Annotated in this window: 16 protein-coding genes and 1 pseudogene; 7 read left to right on the forward strand and 10 right to left on the reverse strand. The window is 60.7% G+C overall.

The genetic code is table 11. The features are described 5' to 3' along the window. Positions 1-598 precede the first annotated feature (598 nt). A complete protein-coding gene (locus ARUE_RS22785; protein WP_043472038.1) occupies positions 599-847 on the reverse strand; it encodes a hypothetical protein in 249 nt (82 codons plus the stop codon). A 199-nt stretch (positions 848-1,046) separates the two neighbouring features. Between ARUE_RS22785 and istA the strand changes: the two are divergent. Further along, positions 1,047-2,210: pseudogene (istA, locus tag ARUE_RS22790) on the forward strand (IS21 family transposase); the annotation flags it as partial. A 135-nt stretch (positions 2,211-2,345) separates the two neighbouring features. Here the strand turns inward: istA and ARUE_RS22795 are convergent. The 3 genes from ARUE_RS22795 to ARUE_RS25055 all read right to left on the reverse strand — a co-directional run bounded on the left by ARUE_RS22795 (position 2,346) and on the right by ARUE_RS25055 (position 3,722). Further along, a complete protein-coding gene (locus ARUE_RS22795) occupies positions 2,346-2,954 on the reverse strand; it encodes a site-specific integrase (protein WP_286140415.1) in 609 nt (202 codons plus the stop codon). Positions 2,955-3,025: 71 nt separating this feature from the next. Beyond that, positions 3,026-3,334, reverse strand: a complete 309-nt coding sequence (locus tag ARUE_RS22800) for an antibiotic biosynthesis monooxygenase family protein (protein WP_011927981.1) — start codon at positions 3,332-3,334, stop codon at positions 3,026-3,028. 91 nt (positions 3,335-3,425) lie between these two features. Continuing rightward, positions 3,426-3,722 (reverse strand): hypothetical protein, encoded by a 297-nt coding sequence (locus ARUE_RS25055; RefSeq protein WP_353580120.1) that lies wholly within the window; start codon positions 3,720-3,722, stop codon positions 3,426-3,428. A gap of 169 nt (positions 3,723-3,891) precedes the next feature. Between ARUE_RS25055 and ARUE_RS24350 the strand changes: the two genes are divergently transcribed. Beyond that, positions 3,892-4,059: a hypothetical protein gene (locus ARUE_RS24350; RefSeq protein WP_162486281.1), complete on the forward strand. Its 168-nt coding sequence runs from the start codon at positions 3,892-3,894 to the stop codon at positions 4,057-4,059. A gap of 19 nt (positions 4,060-4,078) precedes the next feature. Here ARUE_RS24350 and ARUE_RS22810 read toward each other — a convergent pair whose 3' ends face one another. The 4 genes from ARUE_RS22810 to ARUE_RS22825 all read right to left on the reverse strand — a co-directional run bounded on the left by ARUE_RS22810 (position 4,079) and on the right by ARUE_RS22825 (position 9,593). Next, the gene (locus ARUE_RS22810) at positions 4,079-5,236 is read right to left on the reverse strand and encodes an XdhC family protein (RefSeq protein ID WP_011927982.1); all 1,158 of its coding nucleotides are present in this window, start codon (positions 5,234-5,236) and stop codon (positions 4,079-4,081) included. A 573-nt stretch (positions 5,237-5,809) separates the two neighbouring features. Further along, positions 5,810-6,334 (reverse strand): (2Fe-2S)-binding protein, encoded by a 525-nt coding sequence (locus ARUE_RS22815; protein ID WP_011927983.1) that lies wholly within the window; start codon positions 6,332-6,334, stop codon positions 5,810-5,812. 2 nt (positions 6,335-6,336) lie between these two features. After that, positions 6,337-7,209: an FAD binding domain-containing protein gene (locus ARUE_RS22820; RefSeq protein ID WP_011927984.1), complete on the reverse strand. Its 873-nt coding sequence runs from the start codon at positions 7,207-7,209 to the stop codon at positions 6,337-6,339. Then, positions 7,206-9,593 carry a xanthine dehydrogenase family protein molybdopterin-binding subunit gene (locus ARUE_RS22825; protein WP_011927985.1) on the reverse strand — a complete coding sequence of 796 codons (2,388 nt, stop codon included), beginning with the start codon at positions 9,591-9,593 and terminating at the stop codon, positions 7,206-7,208. The genes ARUE_RS22820 and ARUE_RS22825 overlap by 4 nt, the downstream gene beginning before the upstream one ends. Before the next feature lie 700 nt (positions 9,594-10,293). Between ARUE_RS22825 and ARUE_RS22830 the strand changes: the two genes are divergently transcribed. From ARUE_RS22830 to nboR, 5 genes are all read left to right on the forward strand, one after another. After that, the gene (locus ARUE_RS22830) at positions 10,294-11,460 is read left to right on the forward strand and encodes an FAD-dependent monooxygenase (RefSeq protein WP_011927986.1); all 1,167 of its coding nucleotides are present in this window, start codon (positions 10,294-10,296) and stop codon (positions 11,458-11,460) included. A gap of 90 nt (positions 11,461-11,550) precedes the next feature. Beyond that, positions 11,551-12,381 carry a 3-hydroxy-2-methylquinolin-4-one 2,4-dioxygenase gene (gene meqE, locus ARUE_RS22835; protein ID WP_011927987.1) on the forward strand — a complete coding sequence of 277 codons (831 nt, stop codon included), beginning with the start codon at positions 11,551-11,553 and terminating at the stop codon, positions 12,379-12,381. 7 nt (positions 12,382-12,388) lie between these two features. Then, positions 12,389-13,270, forward strand: coding sequence for an alpha/beta hydrolase (locus ARUE_RS22840; protein ID WP_011927988.1), 882 nt, complete (start codon positions 12,389-12,391; stop codon positions 13,268-13,270). 124 nt (positions 13,271-13,394) lie between these two features. Next, positions 13,395-14,609, forward strand: coding sequence for an MFS transporter (locus ARUE_RS22845; RefSeq protein ID WP_162486282.1), 1,215 nt, complete (start codon positions 13,395-13,397; stop codon positions 14,607-14,609). A gap of 817 nt (positions 14,610-15,426) precedes the next feature. Further along, the gene (nboR, locus tag ARUE_RS22850) at positions 15,427-16,047 is read left to right on the forward strand and encodes a nicotine blue oxidoreductase (RefSeq protein ID WP_043472046.1); all 621 of its coding nucleotides are present in this window, start codon (positions 15,427-15,429) and stop codon (positions 16,045-16,047) included. Positions 16,048-16,282: 235 nt separating this feature from the next. Here nboR and ARUE_RS22855 read toward each other — a convergent pair whose 3' ends face one another. Together ARUE_RS22855 and moaA are read right to left on the reverse strand one after the other, a co-directional pair. Then, the gene (locus tag ARUE_RS22855; RefSeq protein ID WP_043472133.1) at positions 16,283-16,546 is read right to left on the reverse strand and encodes a MoaD/ThiS family protein; all 264 of its coding nucleotides are present in this window, start codon (positions 16,544-16,546) and stop codon (positions 16,283-16,285) included. A gap of 7 nt (positions 16,547-16,553) precedes the next feature. Further along, entirely contained in the window at positions 16,554-17,684 is a 1,131-nt protein-coding gene (moaA, locus tag ARUE_RS22860; RefSeq protein WP_011927991.1) for a GTP 3',8-cyclase MoaA, read from the reverse strand. Positions 17,685-17,924: the final 240 nt, after the last annotated feature.

The following is a 17,924-nucleotide window of genomic DNA, read 5'->3' on the forward strand; positions in this document are numbered from 1 at the left end:
CCTGCGGGGAAGGTGACCCGGGCTGCGCCCGGTTCTTTCCCCTGCCCCGGCAAGCCGGGTCAAGCAGGACTGCAACAGTCGGCGCTGCGCGCCTCTTGGCAAAGCCCTTCCCTATGGGGGTTATGGGTGGTGGTTTGTTCAGTTCGGCAGGACCTGCAACCAAGGGAGGGGCCCGGCATCTCCCGCAGAACCTCAACTCTTAGAAAATAGGGCATCTCAACCGGCTAGCCCCACTCCCCTAAGGAGGTTTCACCGCGGAAGCTTGCCTATCATCTTTCGGGCGCTGCGCGCTCTTGTTGTTATGTATTCAAGATATTCATATTCCAAGTAGGTTGACACACTAGAAACACGAGGTATAGATTACTAGATGTCAGATCTATTAATTAATGCCTTACCAGGGAGATTGAACTGACACGGTAACAGCGAGCCCACCAACCGGCAGATCGAGGAAGCCCGCGCCATGCTTTTCCTCGCAGAAACGAAACGGCTTCTTCGCAGCGAACACCTTTTCCGGCCTCACTCTGGAGCTGGAAGTCGAAAGCAATGTTGCACAACCAGCGCGTGTACCGCGTGCATGCGACCCGCCATGGCCTCCGGCTCACTGAACCGGAAGGCCGATGGTCTGGTCGGTGTCAGAGGCGGCTTTGGTGGGACAAGCCATCGCGGTGGTGATCACGGCTAGTTTGGTTTCAGCAGTGAGAGCGGCGATGGTAATTGATTCAACGAGACCGTGGATTTCTTCGTGGATATCCTCAGCCCATTCGTAGAGGGCTTCGTAGGTGTCTGTCCCCCCAATCTCGCCAAGTCGAATCTTCGAAGCCGTCCAGGCTGGAGTGGGTGCCCTCATCGCCGGTCCAAAGCGTGGCTGTTTCGCCTGCGATGGCAATTTCCGTTTGAAGGTGGCTGTGACAGGTTTGGATGGCCCCGGTAGGGCGGTATATCTGGCCCCACTTTATGACTCGCCGGGCACCTTGTGACGGTTATTTGTGGCCCCGCCTTCAACGTTGGATTCATCAGTGGATGGATGCGGCGGAAGGTTGGTCTGGATGGAGTCGAGAGTGGAGTTGTTCGCACGGATCCGAAGGGACGCCCGGGTTGAGGGCTTGTCCGTTCTTGCGTTGGCGGTCCGGCACGGAGTCCATAGAAGAACGGTGAGGCAGGCACTGGATTCAGCTGCCCCTCCGGAGCGCAAACAGAGACAAGGCGTGTCCTGGAAGCTGGAACCGTTCAAGGGCGCGATCGACGCGATGCTGATCGAGGATACAACGGCTCCGCGGAAGCAGCGTCATACCGCACGAAGGATCCTGGCCCGGCTCATAGAAGAGCACAGTGTGCAGGAGCTCTCGTATTCCACGGTGCGTGATTACGTAAGGGTCCGTCGGGCCCAGATTGATGTGGAGACCGGACGCCGCGTTGAGGTGTTTGTTCCGCAGGAACACGCGCCGGGCGCCGAGGCCGAGGTGGACTTCGGCGAGGTCTATGTCGTGCTGAACGGGGTGAAGACGAAGTGTCACATGTTCATCTTCCGGCTATCGCATTCGGGCAGAGCCATCCACCGGATCTACCCGACCCAGGCCCAGGAAGCCTTTCTCGAAGGCCACATCGAGGCCTTCGACGTTCTTGGCGGCATCCCGACCAAACACATCCGATACGACAATCTCACCAGCGCGGTCACCGCGGTGGTGTTCGGGCAGGGCCGGCAGCGCCAGGAGAACGACCGGTGGGTGTTGTTCCGTTCGTTCTACGGTTTCGACCCCTTCTATTGCCAGCCTGGCATCGCAGGCGCCCATGAAAAGGGCGGGGTTGAGGGTGAGGTGGGATGGTTCCGGCGCAACAGACTCTCGCCCATGCCGGTCGCTGAATCGCTGGACGAGCTCAACGACCGTATCCGCGGATGGGAAGCACAGGACGATCGCCGGCGAATCAATGACAGGATCCGCACCATCGGTCAGGACTTCGAGATTGAACGGCCGTTCCTGGCCTCGTTGCCGGCGGAGGAATTTGATCCGGGTCTGGTGCTGCACCCTCGAGTTGATAGGTCCTCGATGGTCACGGTCCGGATGGTGAAGTACTCCGTCCCTGCCCGGTTCATCGGCCGGAGGGTCCGGGTCTCGTTGCGGGCGTCCGAGCTCGTGGTCTTCGACGGCCGCACCGTGGCCGCCAGGCATCAGCGGGTCGCCGCCCGGTCGGGGCAATCGGTCCAGCTGGATCAGATACGCCGATAGCTGTCGACACGAAGCCGCCCACCATTTCGGCGCGGTTGTTCTCAGTGCCATCGTCTTCAAAAACGGCAACGGAAAGCTCCGCTGGGCACAGTCCACTGACATCCACAGCGATGCAGACGATCACTGGATAGCTTTGTGCATCAGCATCGCCGGCAACGCGCCCCGCTCGTCGGGGTCGCTCACCAGCAGCGGTTCGCCCCAGCGTCGCGGCGGACGCCATGCCGAGCCGGCGGTTGCGGCCTCCCGGTCCAAGGCCCATGTAGTCGTGGACGGATGCCAGCGCATCGTAGGAGGTCCACGTGGTGCGCGGCTTGCGGCCCTTGGTGATCCCGGCCGGCACCGGGAACGGGATCGGCACAGTCGTCGGTGTCGGCGGCAGCGCAGGGATCTCCCAGGGCGGCAGGTGTTGAACTCGGCCAGCCGCAGCCCGGTGGCCAGCGCCAGGTCGCCGATCGCGGCGTTGCGCGGCATCTCCCGGCCAGCGAAGCCGGTGTCGGGCGAGCCGTCCGGTGCCAGCCCGCGCAGGCCGTTGCGGAACACCTCGATGAAGTCCGGCTCCAGGTACTTGATAGTCAGATGCGGCTTCGGAGTACGCCGCACCGCCAGGTTCACCTTCACCTCCCGTCCGGTGCCGGCGAACAACGCCCGCGCCAACCGGTAGGTGAACGGCTCGGCGGCCGCATACCCCTCATCGATCGCCCACCGGTAGAACAGCGACAGAATGCTCATATGCTGGCCCCACGTCGTCGCCGCGAACCTGCCCTTCACCGGACCTGGGACAAGACCCAGCTTGGCCAGTACTAGTCGTCCCTGGCCTGCGCGTTTTCGATGACGTCGTACCAGGCAGTCTGATGGTTTACCGGCTGCAGTTCGTCGAGCCGTGCGCGCGTGGAAAGAAAGGCGGGATCCTCATGCCAAGCCTCCCAGTCCCGCTGGCTTCTCCAGGTCCCAATGATGACCCGAGTGTTGGGTTCGGCAACAGGGGAAAGTAACTGACCGGAGATCCAGCCGTCCCTGTCGTGGGCTGATTTGAAGCGCTCTCGGATCAGCTGGTCCCACTCTTCCTCTGAGTCCGACTGGAGCTGCATGGTGCTGACGACGGTCATCATGGGATCTCCTAGAGGGATCGGCTGTGCAAGTACGGTCTGGACAAGTTCTTAGGCTAAATGCAGGCCGGCAACGGGGGCAAGAGTTCTTACATCAGCTAACTTCACCTATCTCTTGCAATGGGCGTGGAGGGCCGCTTGGGAGATTAGCTTCGAGTTGGGTGCCTACACGTTTGATGGCGGCGCGAACTGCGTCGCCACTTGCAACGGTGAGTTGCTGAAATACCAGTCCGTCGAGTGCTGCGCAGACCGCGCGCGCCAGCGGCTTCGTGTCGGTGTGCCCGTGGCGTGTCAGCGCGAGCTCAAGCGCCTGGATGTAGCCCTCGTAGAGTGCGACGGCCTCTGCACGGTGGCACCCGGCACTAGTGTTAGGCCAGCCACGATCCACCACCAGGAGGGCTCGTCCGTCCTACGCAGCATGGTGCGCTTGTGATCCGGGCTGGGAGGTAGGTGGCAGGCAATGACGGGCGGCCTTGCTGGCTCCTTTGCCCCGAGGTGCTGCGGCATTTCTCGCCAAGACGCCTACTGTTATGGCTTGTCGCGCCATTGAGGGGTGCTGAATGACCGGGATCGAGGAAGGCGGCTCCCAGGCATGCCTGGCTGCATTTCTGCCTGCAGGCAGGCACGACGGCGATTCACACCGCATTCGTGCGCTTGCCATCATGACCGGCGCGGTCATATTCTTCCCTCAGCTCTGGTTCAACAAGGATCGGCATAGATATTTTTAGCCCAGAAGAGAAGCCGGGCCTACTGAAGCTTCACTTCACTCATGTCGCTGCCTGCCTGATGGGAGCGGTGAATTGGCAATTCTGTTGCACTCAGCCGGGCGCCACTTCCATTCCACTTATTTGCGATGACCTCAGCGACGATCGAGATTGCCGTCTCCTCTGGAGTGTTCCCCCCCAAGTCAAGACCGATTGGACTGTACAGTCGCCCAATTTCGACTGAGTTGAGACCTGCTTCCTGCAGACGGCGCCGTCGGTCCTCATCAGTCCTCCGCGACCCGAGGGCTCCTACGTACCCTACCGCCGGCAACTTGAGAGCCACCTCGAGTAGCGGAATGTCGAACTTCGGGTCGTGGGTAAGTACCGTGATGACTGTGCGGTCGTCGATGCGCCCGGCCTCCACCTCACTTTTCAGGTAGCGGTGCGGCCAATCGACGATGACTTCGTCCGCGTCAGGGAAGCGGCTACTTGTAGTGAAAACCGGGCGCGCATCACAAATCGTGACGTGATAGCCCAGGAAGCTGCCCGCCCGTGCGACGGCGGCTGCGAAATCGATGGCGCCGAACACGATCATGCGTGGAGCGGGGGCGAAGGAGGTAACGAAGACGCGTATGGTGTCACCGTGAGGCTGGCCTTCCGGCCCGTAGGCGATAATGCCGTTCTTTCCCTGTGCCAAGTAGCCCAGTACGTCCCGACGTACCGTAGTGTTGATGTTCCTGGAGCCAAGGTCGCCCTCGACGGACTGGGGCCTCACTACGATCTTTCGGCCGATGTGTGACGCTTCGGGGTGGTCAACGATGCAGGCCAGCGCAACTGGTCGCCCTGCCTCTGCATCGGCTGCGATATCACCCAGCTCGGGGAAGGTTGCTTGACTCATGGCCTCAATGTAAATATCGAGAGTACCGCCGCATGTGAGTCCTACTCCGAAGGCGTCCTCGTCCGAAACGCCGTAGCGTTGCAACACTGGTGCCCCGCTCCGGACTGTTGCCTGGGCCAGGTCATAGACAGCACCCTCCACACAGCCCCCTGAGACTGACCCGACCGCGGACCCGTCCGGGCAGACGAGCATAGCGGCGCCCGGCAAGCGGGGTGCGGAACGGAACGTCGCGACAACTGTGGCTATACCCACCGTCTCCCCCGCGTTCCACCGCTCAATCAACTCAGGCAAAACATCTCGCATACGGGCTTCTCCTCAAGTCATTAGTGGAACCGATCCTCGAGCAGTTCGAGCGCTTGATGTTACGGAACTTTTTTGTATGAATTGCCGGGGCTGTACCGGGCCAACGGGACGTTTTGGGACCACAGGAAGTCGATCGGTCTTCCGGCGGCTGTCTTCCTCATACGTCTCGAATGTCTCGTCGTATTCAAGACGGCTGGTCAAGGCTGTGCTCGCCTTACCTTTGTGCCTTGTCTTTCCCGAACTTCGGAGTCCTGCCTGAAAGAGGGCGTTGACAGCTTTCGGATAGGCGGGCATGGGGCTAATCCGCCGATGCAAATTTAGTGTTCTCGTCCAGGTTAGAAAGAAGTTCGCAGAGGTCCAGCAACGCCGGCCCCGAAGCTGTGTTGGCTGTTATGTCGATCGGCGTGCCCGGTTTGGCCCCGGCGGCGCCGTGGGTAAGGGTGGTAGATCCCTGGGGAAGGATGGAGCCGGGTTTGGAATGCGCAGTGAGGAGATTTGCGATGGGGCACGCTCCTCCCTGGCGTCACGGTTAGGTGTGTGTGGTTCCCGGAGGTTTCTAATCTCCAGGCGCTGTCATTCTTGCGCGTCCGCCTGCGCCACAGCGAGCGTAGCGTCGACGATGGTCTGATAGCCGGTGCACCTGCACAGATTGCCGGTAAGTCCGCGCCTGACATCTTCTTCAGACGGCCCTTCACAACGTGCGAGAAGGTCGGTTAGGCACATGAGCATACCCGGCGTGCAGTAGCCACACTGCAACGCGCCGTGCTTATGAAATGACTTTTGCAGCGGGGTCAGTTCAGGCTCCTCCTGCACGCCAACGATGTGCGCCAGACTGACCTCGGTGGTTTCGGCGGAGTTACCCGTCAAACCTTCTACTGTCGTCACTGATGTGCCGTCGCACTGCAGCGCTAGTACGTTGCAGGCCTTGATGAGCCGGCCGTCGACATGGACGCTGCAACTGCCACACCGCGCTTCAAGGCAACCGGCTTTGGTCCCGGTGAGCTGTGCCGTTCTCCTTACGAAATCGACCAGCAGTGTTCGCTCGTCAATCTCTGCGGTAACAGGCCGCCCATTAACACTGATGGTTACTTCACGCATTCCTATACTCCCTTAGTCCATTCCTGCGAAACGTGCGCAAGTGCTTTCGACGCCAGTCCGCTGACCAGGCGCTCGGCATAGTCGGGCTTGTACTTGAAGGCTGCACCGAGCCGCGCTCGGGCCTCGGTACCGATTAGCGCCGCGATTTGGGTGATACTGGAGTCATCGAGATTCGTTCCGGCCAAGGCAGCCTCTACTTCCGGCAGACGTGATGGCACGTCGGTGACGGCACCAATTACAACGCGGGCATCGGCTATGGCACCGTCCGGGGAGGGACTAGCTACTACTGTTACGGAGGCGATTGCGGGATCGGCCAGCCGCCGGCGGTACTTTTGGAAGGACCATCGCCAGCCGTCCTGCGGTGAAATAATGATCGCCTCGAGTAATTCATCGGCCCCCCTGGCGGTGACGCCGTTGCCGACGATGTACTCGTCGACTTTCAGCTTCCGCTCGCCCGTTGAACTGCGCAGCACTAATTCGGCGTCGAGTGCTAGCAGCGCGGCGGGTACGTCGTACACGGACAGGGCTGCGCTCAGCGCTCCCCCAATTGTGCCGAGATTGCGGGCAGCTCGGTCCGCCAGATTGCTCGCCACTGATCTCAGGAGATCGTGTGCACCATTTAGTGGGTCCGCGTCTTCCAGATCGGCATAGGTTGTTGTGGCCCCCAAGAGCAGTTGCCCGCCCTCATACTTCCACCCACGCAACTCAGCGAGGCGGCCGATGTTCACGAGGAAACCCGGGGCTACCTGCCGGGGCTTCATCTGCAGCAGGAGCGTCTGCCCACCTGCCAAGACGGCGGCTTCGGCACCGTGCGTAGCCAGGTGCTCCCTGGCTTCCGCTGCTGAATGCGGCGTGATGAACTGGAACGGCCTCATTGTGTGTCTCCTTGCGTCTCAGTGAGCGGCCACACAAGGCGGTCGACGCCCTGGCGCTCCTTCTCGGCCAGTGCGAGCACGACGTCCTCTGGGGTGATGGGAAGCCGGGTGAAGCGGATACCTGTCGCGTCCGCCAACGCGTTCGCAATCACTGCTGGTACCGCACCTGTTGCCGTCTCTCCTGCACCCTTGGAACCGATCGGAATGACGGTTGAGGGGACATCAACATCGTAGAGTTGGTGGAGATTGGGGACGTCGTGCGCGGTGAGGACCCCGTACGTTGCCAGGCTGGCATTGAGCAGTTTGCCGTCGGACCCAATTTGGAGGTCCTCGGTAACCATGGCTAAGCCGTGGGCAAAGCCTCCATGGTGCTGCCCCTCAACTATGAGGGGGTTGATGATGTTACCCGAGTCATGGGCCATGACGTAGTCAAGAATTTTGAATTGGCCTGTAGAAGGGTCGACCTCTACACGGGCCGCATGAGCCCCAGCGGAGTAAGTTGCCGCCCAATTGCCGCCCCCATCCTCCCGCTCGCGCTCAGTCGGGGTGTCATAGGTGGCCTGGGCCTCGATGGGACCGGCCACGCTGCCACCGGATAACCCGCTCGTGGCGAACAGCGCCACCGCGGCGACGGCCTCAAACGGAAGAGCGGGCTCGGTGCTGCCTTTGACCCAGACCATGCTCTCGCGCAGCTCCAAGATGTCCGCCGGGCACTTCATGATGCTGGCTGCGACGGTGCGGATCCGCTCGGCCAGTAATTCGCCTGCCCGCATCGCCGCCGAGCCAAGAACTGCGGCTGATCGGCTGCCGAACGTGCCTAGACTGAACGGCGTTGTAGCGGTGTCCGCTGCGACAAGGCCGATTTCGTCGAACTTGGCGCCGGTCGCATCGGCCACGATTTGCGACAGCATCGTGTGGTGTCCCTGTCCGTGGGGCACGTCGCCAGAGAAGATGGTCACTCGTCCGTCGGGTGTGAGGAGCAGTCGGATTGTGGAAAGGTCGGTGTCAAGGGAGGGGTGTCGGGCGCTTGTGTACTTCACTGCCAGGCCGGCGCCGTAGCCGACGTAGGCTTCCCGCTTCTCGTGGCGGTCCCACCACCCGATCTCGTCGGCCACCTTCCGCAAGCAGAAGTGAGCCGTCGTGCTGTCAATCCTGATGCCGGAGGGCGTAACGTAACCCTCTTCCGCATTTGCGGGGATGTTCTTCAGCCGCACCTCGATCGGGTCCAGTCCGAGTTCCTCTGCCGCCATGTCAATGAGCTGCTCTTTGACGAAAAGCACCTGTGGGACACCGAACCCCCGGACGGGGCCACCACTGATCGTGGTCGTGGAGACTGCAGAGGCATTAATATCAATGTTCGGTATGGGGTAGGGCAGCATTCCGATATGAAGGCCAATCTTCATGATCTGGCCCCCGAAGGGCGACACAGCCCCGGTATTGTGTAGCACCTTCGCTCCGTAACTCACGATGCTGCCGTCTTGGTCCATCTTTAGTTCGGCTGTGGTTACCTGGGCGCACCGCCCACCCACGGCCTTGAAGACCTCCTCACGGCTGAGCACGAGCTTAACTGGCCGACCGGTCCGCAGTGAGAGCAGACAGGCGATGACTTCGTGTGGGAACAGGTCTCCCTTCGAGCCGAAGCTACCACCGACGTTGAGCGTAGCAACCCTGACTTTTGCAGGAGGTATTTGTAGCACGTCAGCAATGATGCCGGCCAAGAGGTGGGTGAACTGGGTGGAGGTGTAGAGCGTGAGGCTCTTCGTTATCCGGTCAAAGTCTGCAATACATACGTGGGGTTCCATGGCAACAGCTGCCGGACGGTTCGTGCGGAACTTGCCTCCCACCGTCACGGCACCATGGGCGGACTGCGCATCGCCTATCTTGAGCTTGTAGTTTTCCCAGACGTTGGTGCCGTTGTAATCCCAAATTGCTTTAGCCTCGGATGAAGCGGCGAACTCAATGTCAACGACCGGCTCGAGCTCGTCGTAAGCGACCTTAATCGCCTCAACAGCATCCCATGCTTCATACGGGGACTCGGCAGCAACGGCTGCAATTTCCTGGCCCTCGAATACAACCTTGTCGTCTGCCATCACAATGCGGTCGTTGAACGGGAGACCTTTAACCAGTCCACCGAATCGCTTCAGGACACCGGTCATCTCGGGACCGGTGACAACGTCGTGAACCCCAGGCATGGTCCTAGCCCGCGAAGCATCGACTGACAAAAGATTCGCGTGCGCAGTCGGGCTGCGCAGAATCTTGGCGTGCAGCATCCCTTCCAAGACCACGTCGTCCACGAAGAGGGCAGCGCCGGTCAATAAGCCAGCATTTTCCTTACGAGGAATCGCTTGGCCGACCATCTTTGGTGCGCTAATGGATTCAACCATCTCTCGGTCTCCTTAACTTCGCCACGCACGGCCCGACCGCGCCGATGCGAAGGTTGGTAACTTGAATCTCTGATCTGTTTCCCATGGCGTGACGAATCAGACGATGAGTTCTTGGAAGTATGTCGCGCTTATGTGACGCACGTCAAGCAATTGTTCTTCATCTTGTCCTCGCCTGCCGTTATGCCGGCCGCAATCGATCAGTGGACCCGCGGATCCCCTGCATGTTTTCCCATGCAAGGCATGCCCCCCGCGACGCAACTCAGAGACGCGAATCGAACCCAAGGGCCAGCTTCTGGCTGCGAAGCAGTCGTCGCCCGTACTTGCGCCGGAAGTTCGAGCCGCATCGGGGAGGAAGGTGGTTGCAGTCATGGGAAATCGAGCACGGACGAGGCGGGACTGCACCCATGAGCATAGAAACACAATCGCCAGATTCTGGCGATGCCCTCGTCACGGCGGCTGTACGTGCAGGCATCTTGGCGCTGGCGCCTCCGCCGCTGCGGCGTCCCGCCGATCGGCAGAGCTGGTTTGTGTTCTACTATTGACGCCCGTCACAAATCGGGTATATAAATAAGTGACTTGGACAACACTTGGTCTTCTCTCGACAGTGTTTAATCCGAATAGGTTACGGATACCTCGGCTTTAGATTGACGAGCTAGAGCACCCTAGCCAACCGCTTCCCCTCACGACCGGAGATAACTATATGGGTACAAAGCCACGGCACGCAGAAGTGATAGGCGCAGGTATTTCTGGCCTGTCGGCGGCGACCGCGTTAGCACGTCGCGGATGGTCAGTGCGGGTCCATGAACGATCCGCTGAAGTGCGCGCCAGCGGATCTGGAATTTACCTTTGGGGAAACGGCTTAGCCGTCCTTGGGGAGTTTGGTGTCCTTGACTTCGCTCTTGAAGGTGCCCACTATGGCCGCGCGTTCAGGACGCGGGACCATCGGGACCGAGACCTGGGCCGTCACCCGGTAAACACGAACAGCGGGACACAGGTGGTGACGATCCTGCGAGAGCGCCTCATTAGTTCCTTGCTTTCGGCTGCGACCACGGCGGGGGTCGATGTGGTGGCCAGCTCCACTGTTTCACGCGTCGATCCCGACGGTAACCTGGAGTTCGCGGACGGGACGCAATCGGCGGCGGACCTTGTAGTGGTAGCCAACGGCGTGAACTCCCGGCTACGTGACCAGCTGGACCTGGTGCACCGGCGCCGGCGCCTTGGGCAGAGCTGCGCACGCGTCATGATCCGGCGTGAGCCCGGATTGGTGGCCAAGGAATGGGAAGACGACTACGTAGAGCTCTACTCCGGAAAGCGTTTCGTCCTCTACACCCCCACCAGCGCCGACGAATTGTATCTTGCGCTTGTGGCGCCAAGCACAGACCGTCAGGCGTTGGGGGACACCCTTCCGTTCCGTTCATGGATCGACTCCTTCCCCCAACTTGAGAACCTCTTCACCACCATCGGCCCGGCCCCGATCCACCGGTGGGATGACTTCGAGCGCGTCGATCTGCACTCGTGGTCGAAGGGAAAGGTTGCTGTGATCGGTGACGCGGCTCATGCACAACCCCCCTACTTGGGACAGGGCGGCGGATGCGCAATGGGGGCCGCGCTGGGCCTCGCGGAGGCGCTCCAGAGCCCCGGCGCCCTGACTACCCAACTTCGCGACTGGGAACGCCGGGAGCGTCCCCTGATTGAGCACACACAGCGGTTCTCATACTGGCTGGGACGTATGAACAACGTTCCCGACACCCCCAGAACAACAATCCTCCGCGCGCTGGGACACTCCGCTGCATTTGGCCGCTCCCGCCTCCGCGCCGCATCCTCTAGACCACACGGAGTAGGCGCTGTCGGTCTCTCAACCAACTGACATGGCCTGGCTAACCAACCTCACGAACTGAGGACCAGCCCGTGACTCCGGCGTCATCCACCTCGACTCCATTCACGAAGGAGATTCATCATGACCGACACATATCTGCATGAAACGCTAGTCTTCGACAACAAGCTCTCCTATATCGACAATCAGCGGGACACCGACGGCCCCGCGATCCTCCTCCTACCCGGGTGGTGCCACGACCACCGCGTCTACAAGTACCTGATCCAGGAGCTTGACGCAGACTTCAGGGTAATTGTCCCTAACTGGCGGGGTCACGGACTCTCGCCCTGCGAGGTCCCAGACTTTGGCTATCAGGAACAGGTGAAGGACGCGTTGGAGATTCTCGACCAACTCGGCGTGGAGACCTTTCTTCCGGTATCTCATTCTCACGGCGGCTGGGTTCTTGTAGAGCTGCTTGAGCAGGCCGGCCCCGAACGGGCGCCGCGAGGCATCATCATGGACTGGCTAATGTGGGCACCCAAGCCGGACTTCGCCAAGAGCTTGACCCTACTAAAAGACCCCGAGCGGTGGCGCGAGGGAACGCACGGCCTGTTCGACGTCTGGCTTGACGGGCATGACGAGAAACGAGTCCGTCATCACCTCCTGGAGGAGATGGCAGACTACGGCTACGACTGCTGGGGACGATCCGGAAGGGTCATCGAGGACGCTTACGGCAGGAACGGGTCACCAATGCAGATGATGGCAAACCTCACCAAGACGCGACCGATCCGGCACATCTTCTCGCAGCCAACAGAGCCTGAATACGAGAAAATCAACTCCGATTTCGCCGAGCAGCATCCCTGGTTCTCCTACGCCAAGTTGGGCGGGCCGACCCACTTCCCCGCCATCGACGTCCCGGACCGAGCGGCAGTCCATATCCGTGAATTTGCCACGGCAATCCGCCAAGGCCAGTAACTTCCCGATGACGACAGGACGGGAGGACACCGCCACGAGGGATCCCTCACTCGATGAGGAGTACAACGCCTGCGGCACCGTGAGCCAGGATGACTTCACCGCGATCATGGACGCGTACCGCGCGGAGTCCTTGCGCGCCATTGCTGGGCTCGCCGGACACCGCGACATCACCTACGACCCCAACAGCGACGAGTGCCTCGATGTCTGGGGGGTGAAGGAAGGGACCCTGCGGCCCGTGGTGATTGCAATCCACGGCGGCTACTGGCGTATGCTGTCACGCCACGACACCGCCTTTATGGCCGAGGTCCTGGCCGAACACGGAATCGCTACGGTCACGGTGGATTACACTCTCTCCCCCCATGCGACGCTCGAAGAAATAGTTCGGCAGGTACGGGCATCGGTCGCGTGGGTATTTCGCCATGGCGCTGGCCATGGGCTGGATCCGGAGCGGATCTACGTCATCGGCAGCTCGGCTGGAGGGCACCTCACGGCGATGACCGCAGCCACGGGGTGGCAGCCCGAATTCGGACTGCCCGACAACGTAGTGAAAGGCGCCATGACGATAAGCGGGCTGTATGACCTTCGGCCCTTGGTCGACGCGTTTCCCAATGAGTGGTTGTCCCTCGACCAGACCCGAGCTGCCGCCCTCAGCCCAATACTCCTTGCGCCCAGCTCAGATACGCCGGTTATCGTGGCGCTTGCCGAGACTGAAGCGTCAGCTTTCACGTCGCAGGGCCGTGACTTTCAGCGCGAGTGGGGCGTTAATCACGAGAGCGAGCTGATTGTTGTCCCAGACCGCAATCATTTTGATGTCTTCCTCGATCTTGCTAATCCGGAATCGACCCTGACCCGGACCTTGCTGCATCTGGTGAACCCCTCGCACCCCTAAATCCATTAGTCCTTGCGGATGCTCCCACCAGAGCACTTCGCTTAGCATCCTTCCCAGGAGCGTCGATATGTCATACCCTACTCCCGGCTCCATCAGCCCAAATCGACCCAGCACTAAATGGGGCATGCTTGCTATCGTCTCGGCGGCCTTCATCGCCATGGCCGCTAACCAAGTGAATATTTCAACAGGTTTCGGTGAAATCAGCGCCGAATTCGGGCTTGCAATCTCAGACGTTGCACTCCTTATCTCCGTCTTTGTTCTGACCTACGGAATCCTCCACGTTCCCGGAGGCTTCGTTGCCACCAGGTGGGGGCTAAAGCGTGCGATGGCATGGGGTCTGACGGTCGAGGCAATCGGCGTACTGATGTCAGCGACATCCACATCGTTTGTCTGGCTAATCTTTTGGCGTGGCGTGGCTGGTGCAGGCGCGGCCGTGCTCGCTGCCGTGGGCATCGCCGCCGCAAGCATTTGGTTCCGCGAGAGCAAACATCATGCATTGGCGGTCGGCATCGTTGTCGGCGCATTCAGTGGGGGCTTCGCGCTCGGGCTGTACACGTGGGCCGAGATCACGTTCCTGACGGGGTGGCGTACGTCGATGGCCATTGGCGGTGGAGTTTGCCTTGTTATCGCGGTGATCATCGCGATTTGGTTCCGGGTCCCGACGGGTATTGACTCCCTCGCCGGGACGCGTCTGACTAAACAGGGGTTGAAAGAAGCCCTTGGCGCCAGGAACGCCTGGCTGTACGGTATTGCCTTCCTCGGGGCCTACGGATCCTACTTTGCTGCTACCCAACTGATCAGTGGTTACGGCGGAACCCGTGGCTTCAGCGGTGACGTGGTCGCGTTGGCCGCACTCCTGATCGGCCTGGCCGGAGTTCCCGGTAGCGTTGTGGCTGGTTTGGTAGCTGACCGCATTGCTAACCTGCGCGCGTTGTTCCTCACCGGTGTGCTTCTTGAAGCGCTCTTCTTGGCGCTCCTGCCCTTCGCGGGTCCGACTCTCTTCTGGCTCCTCGCGCTCGGCCTAGGATTCATCCTCAACTTCACCTTGGCTATTTGGGCGACAGTACCAGGCAGGAGTCGAGGCATCTCACCAGAAAACATCGGCACGGTCGTGGGCCTGATGCTGAGCATCTCAGCCATCGGTGGAGTTATCCTTCCCTGGGCATTCGGCCAGCTGGTCGAGAAAAGCGGCTATACGGCGGCATGGATCTTCTTGGGCATAAGCACCGCTGTCGTGTCGGTGATATGTCTTTTCGCCCGGCCTGCGGCAAACGCGGCCGCTACCTCCCACGGCGAGCAGGTGGACAAACCGGTTGCTGTCTCCAGGGACGGCGTCTGAAAAGTATCACCAGCTCACTGGCCGACGTGCCTCTGTCCCGTGACTGTCTCGCGATTCCTGAAGGCAGCACCAACGTTGGCGATGCGACAATGATGCCCCCAAAATTAACGGACATTGCTGACATGATCCCTGACCGCCTCTCCTGACGCCTGGACCCCACCCGGCATGGCGCAACTCTGAATATTTGACACTAGTTAGGCGGCGCACTTACGGCGGTTCGTCGGAAGCTGCCGATGGTTGCCTCACTTAGCGCATTACTGGCCGCCCTGCCGCCGTCCCACCTTGCCGAGAAGCTTCCTTGGCAGGGGCACAACCTTCCGCTGCGAGTAGCTCTCCACAATGCCGTCCGACTTCACCAGCTACTAGGCCCCCGGCGGCCCGCCATAGAAGGAGTAAAGCGTGACGAGAAAAATCAGCACATCTGCTCCGCTGAGCAGTGAGGACTGGGTTTATTTGAACCTTGGTGAGCGAGTGCTGATAGAACGGCCAGGACGGTTTCCCAGCACTGGATGGATTGACGACATCAACGAAGAGGCAACAGTTTTCTGGGTTTATCTTGACCCTGGTTATGAGAGAATCCTCATCCACCGTGATGACGGGTCCGTGATACGACGGATTCTTTGGGCAGAGATGCAGGGTGCACCGTAGGACAGCAAAGCACCAACAAGACTGGCCACGCGTCCACGCTGCAGTTCCAGATTGCGATGTCACCTCTTATCCCCAGCTCCAGCTCCACTTGGCTGGAACTGGCTTGTGCCCGACCGTTGCTTTCATAACGGCTTTGCCTTGCATGCAGTTTCAACCGAAGGGTGTAGCAATGGATGTGCCCCTGGAACCACGCACCACTGCAGTGCTGCTTGCCGCCGGCGCAGGCACACGGCTGGGGCTGAGGGCTAAGGCCCTGCTACCTTTCCGCGGGCGGGTCTTGGTGGAGGTACTCGCAGAGGTACTGCTGGACGGCGGCTGCCGGGAGGTGGTGGTGGTGCTCGGCGCGGAGGCAGAACGGGTGCTAACGTCCACCAACCTGACCAGCCAAGATCACGACGTCAGGGTGGTGGTGAACACCATGTGGCGAAGCGGGATGGCGGGCTCGTTCCGGCTGGGACTCGGGGCGGCCCCGCCCGACGACCACGTGATCATAGCCCTTGTAGACCAACCCGGACTCAACGCCAAGACCGTGAGGGCGTTGCTGGCCGCACACCGTCCAGGCAGGGTAACTGCTGCAGCCTACGCCAACGCATCCGGAAAGCTCCGTCGCGGACATCCGTTGATACTGGATGCATGCCTGCGCGTGCCAGCGGCTGAAAGCGCCACGGGCGACTCCGGTGCCCGAATGTTCCTTCAAACCAACCCGAGGCTTCTTGACTTGGTGGACTGCAGTAATCATTCCACCGGAGAAGACCTGGACACCCGGGAGCAGCTCTACTTGCTCGATTGATCTGTACCAGTTCGGACGGACAGCGGTTGTTGCCAATGGAAATCGGAACCTTGCAGCACCCTTAAGTTACATGCGGGTAACCGATGGATTTCAACCCGAGCCCTGCCCGGATCGAGCACGGCGGCAGCCATCCGTCGCCGGCCCTGCGGGACTTGAGAAGCAGGGCAACCCCTTCTTGCTCATGACCGCAAACCAACGGGCCGGGTTTCTCTGGGCCAGTAACCTTGCCAGTAGCTCAGCCGCCAGCGAAAGGCGGCAAAATGTCTATGACATCGCCGGGCTGCACGCTGGCTGCGGCACGGACGGCAACTTCATTCCGAAGGAAACTGGAACGGTCCAGGACCTTGGCCAGCGGGGGTACCCCCACTGGAGGCGCAGGCCGATCCACGGCAAGGATCGCCGTCACGAGGGAGGCTATCGTGTCTCCGCCAGACACAGCGAGGTATTCCCCTTCCGTCCCCGCGGCAGCGCACGCGGCAGCGAAGTACCGCACATGCACAAGTGATTCAGCCACCAATGGCGCTCATACTCCTGTCCGGTTGCCTGAAATCCGGGGTATCCAAGCCCACGTGCTCCATGCCATGGGCTTTTGGCTTGATCCACATTGCATCCTGCCAGCGTGAAGCTAGTTGTTCATCGCTTGCGCCTTGGCGGAGCAGTCCCAGCAGGTCCACCTCTTCGTGGGAAAACAAGCAGCTCATGATCTTGCCTTCCGCCGTGATGCGCGTGCGGCGGCAATCGGAACAGAAAGGCTCGGTGACTGATGCAATAATTCCCACAGTTCCCAGCACGGGACCAGCAGAGCCTGCATTGTCGGGGATCCGGCGACGGACCTGAAAGCGCTCTGCGGGTGCCCCGTCACGGTTCCGAGGATCCTGGGCCAGTTCATAGTCTACTGAGAGGAGCTCCCGGATTTCAGCCGCGGTGATCATGTTCTCACGAGTCCATCCGTGCTCGGCATCCAGGGGCATCTGTTCTATGAAGCGCAGCTCGTACCCACGGTCCAAGGCCCACGCCAGCAGCGCCGGGGACTCTACGTCGTTAATGCCGCGCATCAGCACTGCGTTAATCTTCACCGGCCCGAGACCAGCAGCCCAAGCCGCGTCCACGCCCGCCAAAACCTTGGCCAGAAAGGGGCGACGCGTCAGTTGGGCGAACGTTTCCTCGTGCAGGGAGTCAAGTGAGACGTTTATCCGGGACAGCCCCGCGGCCTTCAACCCCGCGGCTTTCTTGTCCAAGCCGATGCCATTGGTCGTCATAGAGATTGGCAGTTCGGGGTGGGCCTGGCGGAGGGAGCTGATGATGTCCAGCAGGTCGGCCCTGACCAGTGGCTCACCACCGGTAAGCCGCAACTCCCGAACGCCGAGGAAGTGCACTCCGACCCGCACGATCCGTTGGATCTCCTCCGCAGACATCACCGCCTGCTTTGACAGCCATTCCATACCCTCGGCCGGCATGCAATATGTACAGCGCAAGTTACATTTGTCGGTAAGGGAGAGCCTCATATCAGTGGCGCGTCGTCCGTAGCGGTCCACCAGCCCGGCAGACGCGCCGGCGGGACGGCCCGGCGGCGCGGATGCACTCGTTCCCGTGCTACCCGTTCCTCGCGGCTGCGGTATGCCCAGCTGTACGATCATTAAGTCAGGCTACGCTATATTTGCCGGATATGCCGTATTTTTTACGATCGCCTTATCAACGCAACGTGCACACCTTTAGACAGTTCTGACCCTGTGACCACTTTCAATTCCGCAACTGCCCCAACAGCCCTGATTTTTGGGACCAGCCGCTGGCTGCCCGGATGGAGTCGATGGAAGAATGCTTCTGTGGGCAGCAAGGCGCAGAGGCCAGGTTCAACAGATACCCCGGGGTGGAGCGGG

The organism is Arthrobacter sp. Rue61a (assembly GCF_000294695.2).
Classification (GTDB): domain Bacteria; phylum Actinomycetota; class Actinomycetes; order Actinomycetales; family Micrococcaceae; genus Arthrobacter; species Arthrobacter aurescens_A.

Bases quoted from the DNA above. Each gene is read 5' to 3' on its own strand.
- ARUE_RS22825 (WP_011927985.1), bottom strand. From the start codon at position 9,593: ATGGTTGAATCCATTAGCGCACCAAAGATGGTCGGCCAAGCGATTCCT.
- ARUE_RS22785 (WP_043472038.1), bottom strand. From the start codon at position 847: ATGAGGGCACCCACTCCAGCCTGGACGGCTTCGAAGATTCGACTTGGC.
- ARUE_RS22840 (WP_011927988.1), top strand. From the start codon at position 12,389: ATGACGACAGGACGGGAGGACACCGCCACGAGGGATCCCTCACTCGAT.
- ARUE_RS22795 (WP_286140415.1), bottom strand. From the start codon at position 2,954: ATGAGCATTCTGTCGCTGTTCTACCGGTGGGCGATCGATGAGGGGTAT.
- ARUE_RS22845 (WP_162486282.1), top strand. From the start codon at position 13,395: ATGCTTGCTATCGTCTCGGCGGCCTTCATCGCCATGGCCGCTAACCAA.
- moaA (WP_011927991.1), bottom strand. From the start codon at position 17,684: ATGATCGTACAGCTGGGCATACCGCAGCCGCGAGGAACGGGTAGCACG.
- ARUE_RS22810 (WP_011927982.1), bottom strand. From the start codon at position 5,236: ATGCGAGATGTTTTGCCTGAGTTGATTGAGCGGTGGAACGCGGGGGAG.
- ARUE_RS22820 (WP_011927984.1), bottom strand. From the start codon at position 7,209: ATGAGGCCGTTCCAGTTCATCACGCCGCATTCAGCAGCGGAAGCCAGG.
- nboR (WP_043472046.1), top strand. From the start codon at position 15,427: ATGGATGTGCCCCTGGAACCACGCACCACTGCAGTGCTGCTTGCCGCC.
- ARUE_RS22800 (WP_011927981.1), bottom strand. From the start codon at position 3,334: ATGATGACCGTCGTCAGCACCATGCAGCTCCAGTCGGACTCAGAGGAA.
- ARUE_RS22815 (WP_011927983.1), bottom strand. From the start codon at position 6,334: ATGCGTGAAGTAACCATCAGTGTTAATGGGCGGCCTGTTACCGCAGAG.
- ARUE_RS24350 (WP_162486281.1), top strand. From the start codon at position 3,892: ATGACCGGGATCGAGGAAGGCGGCTCCCAGGCATGCCTGGCTGCATTT.
- meqE (WP_011927987.1), top strand. From the start codon at position 11,551: ATGACCGACACATATCTGCATGAAACGCTAGTCTTCGACAACAAGCTC.
- ARUE_RS22830 (WP_011927986.1), top strand. From the start codon at position 10,294: ATGGGTACAAAGCCACGGCACGCAGAAGTGATAGGCGCAGGTATTTCT.